General features: G+C 67.0%; 3 protein-coding genes and 1 pseudogene. 1 reads left to right on the forward strand and 3 read right to left on the reverse strand.

Translation table 11 applies throughout. From position 1 onward, the window contains the following. The 3 genes and pseudogenes from ACXJL8_RS41090 to ACXJL8_RS41100 all read right to left on the reverse strand — a co-directional run. A pseudogene (locus ACXJL8_RS41090) lies at positions 1-165 on the reverse strand (DUF1488 domain-containing protein); the annotation flags it as partial. A 185-nt stretch (positions 166-350) separates the two neighbouring features. Further along, positions 351-647, reverse strand: coding sequence for a hypothetical protein (locus ACXJL8_RS41095; protein WP_456620064.1), 297 nt, complete (start codon positions 645-647; stop codon positions 351-353). A gap of 21 nt (positions 648-668) precedes the next feature. Beyond that, on the reverse strand, positions 669-935 hold the full coding sequence (locus ACXJL8_RS41100) for a hypothetical protein (RefSeq protein WP_456620063.1): 267 nt from the start codon (positions 933-935) through the stop codon (positions 669-671). A 254-nt stretch (positions 936-1,189) separates the two neighbouring features. Between ACXJL8_RS41100 and ACXJL8_RS41105 the strand changes: the two genes are divergently transcribed. Then, positions 1,190-1,324, forward strand: a complete 135-nt coding sequence (locus ACXJL8_RS41105) for a hypothetical protein (protein WP_369719803.1) — start codon at positions 1,190-1,192, stop codon at positions 1,322-1,324. Positions 1,325-1,370: the final 46 nt, after the last annotated feature.

Raw genomic sequence — 1,370 nt, forward strand, 5'->3', positions numbered from 1 at the left:
TCGCGGTTCGCGGTGCTCGGGGCGGGCCTGYGGGCCGCGCTCGAGATAGTCCATCGCGGAGGTCGAGATCGCGCAGGCGATCTCCTTCGGCCCGTCCTGCATCGAGAACTGCACGATACCCCGGTCCTGTTCGTAGCCGACGAAGCGGCTGCTCGTGAGCGTCATGGCTTACTCCCTTACGCGATTGCTCCCGGCGCGGTCGCCGCTTGGCTCCAACGCCCCCCAAGCCCGTAGGCCGGGATCCGTGACCCGGTCGGCTTTGTCGCAGCACGCTGTGACACGCGCATCCCTGACAACTCGCTCCGGCGCTTATGGGTCCTATTTTCGCAGGAAACGGCCGGAACCCGCCTTCAGCTCTCCCCGGACAGGCGGACGAAATCGTCGAACAGCGCCGCCACCAGCGCGCGGTGGCGGGTGTCTTCAGAGGGCAGGCTCGCGGCATAGAGGTTGAGCAGATGGCGCGCCTTCACCGCGGCCTCCGGCCACGACATCGCCGGCACCGTCATCATGCGGTTTTCGAGATCGGCCTCGCGCTCGCGCAGTTCCCTGACATGGGACTCGACCTCGGCCAGCGCGCGGCGCAGATCGGTCGCCTTCTGGGCGGCCATGCCGCGATGCTTGTCGAGATCGACCGGGTAATCACTCATGAGGCGCTTCCTGGGGAGCTTTCATGGCGCGGCGCTGGCATCGGCGGCCTGGGCGTTGGCGAGGTCGACCGAGCCGATCGACAGCATCTCCATCGCACCGGTGTGCGGGGCTTCGGTCGGCACCGTGATCATGGTGGCGATGCGGCGATAGGCCGAGAAGGTCAGGCCCTCGATCGTCTCCTCGTCGGTGACGACCTCGTAGGCGCCCGCGGGGAGCAGGCGCTCGATGCCGCGGATGCGGAACGGATGCTTGAAGGTGACGGTTTCCCGCCGCGAGCGGATGGTCATGCGCGCCTGCCTTTCGAGAAAGAGGGGCCCCAACCGACGCCGCAGTGCAAAGCATGCGCTCCTTTGGTGGCAATAGCCAACGCTTTCTGCCGCGGCATCGGCGCGCGCGCAGGCTTTGGGCTCGCTATCGGCGCGGTGCAGGCGTACGCTTGCCGAACCAATGCGCGTTCGACGGCATCGCGCGGCCATTGAAGGTCATTTGCGCGCCCGCCGCGCTAGTCGGCGAACTCGAACCTCCACAGGAGACGGACGTCATGGCCAAGGGACAGCAACGCAGCAATCGCGAGACCAAGAAGCCGAAGAAGGACAAAACCAAGGTGATCGCCGCGGCCCCGAGCCGCAAGGAAGCCGGCTGGCAGCCGGATTTCGGGCCGGCGAAGAAGAAGTAGGGCGCTCCTTCGCCTCTCCCCGCGTGCGGGGAGAGGCCGGAATTTG

It is taken from the genome of Bradyrhizobium sp. P5_C11_2, from assembly GCF_054049755.1.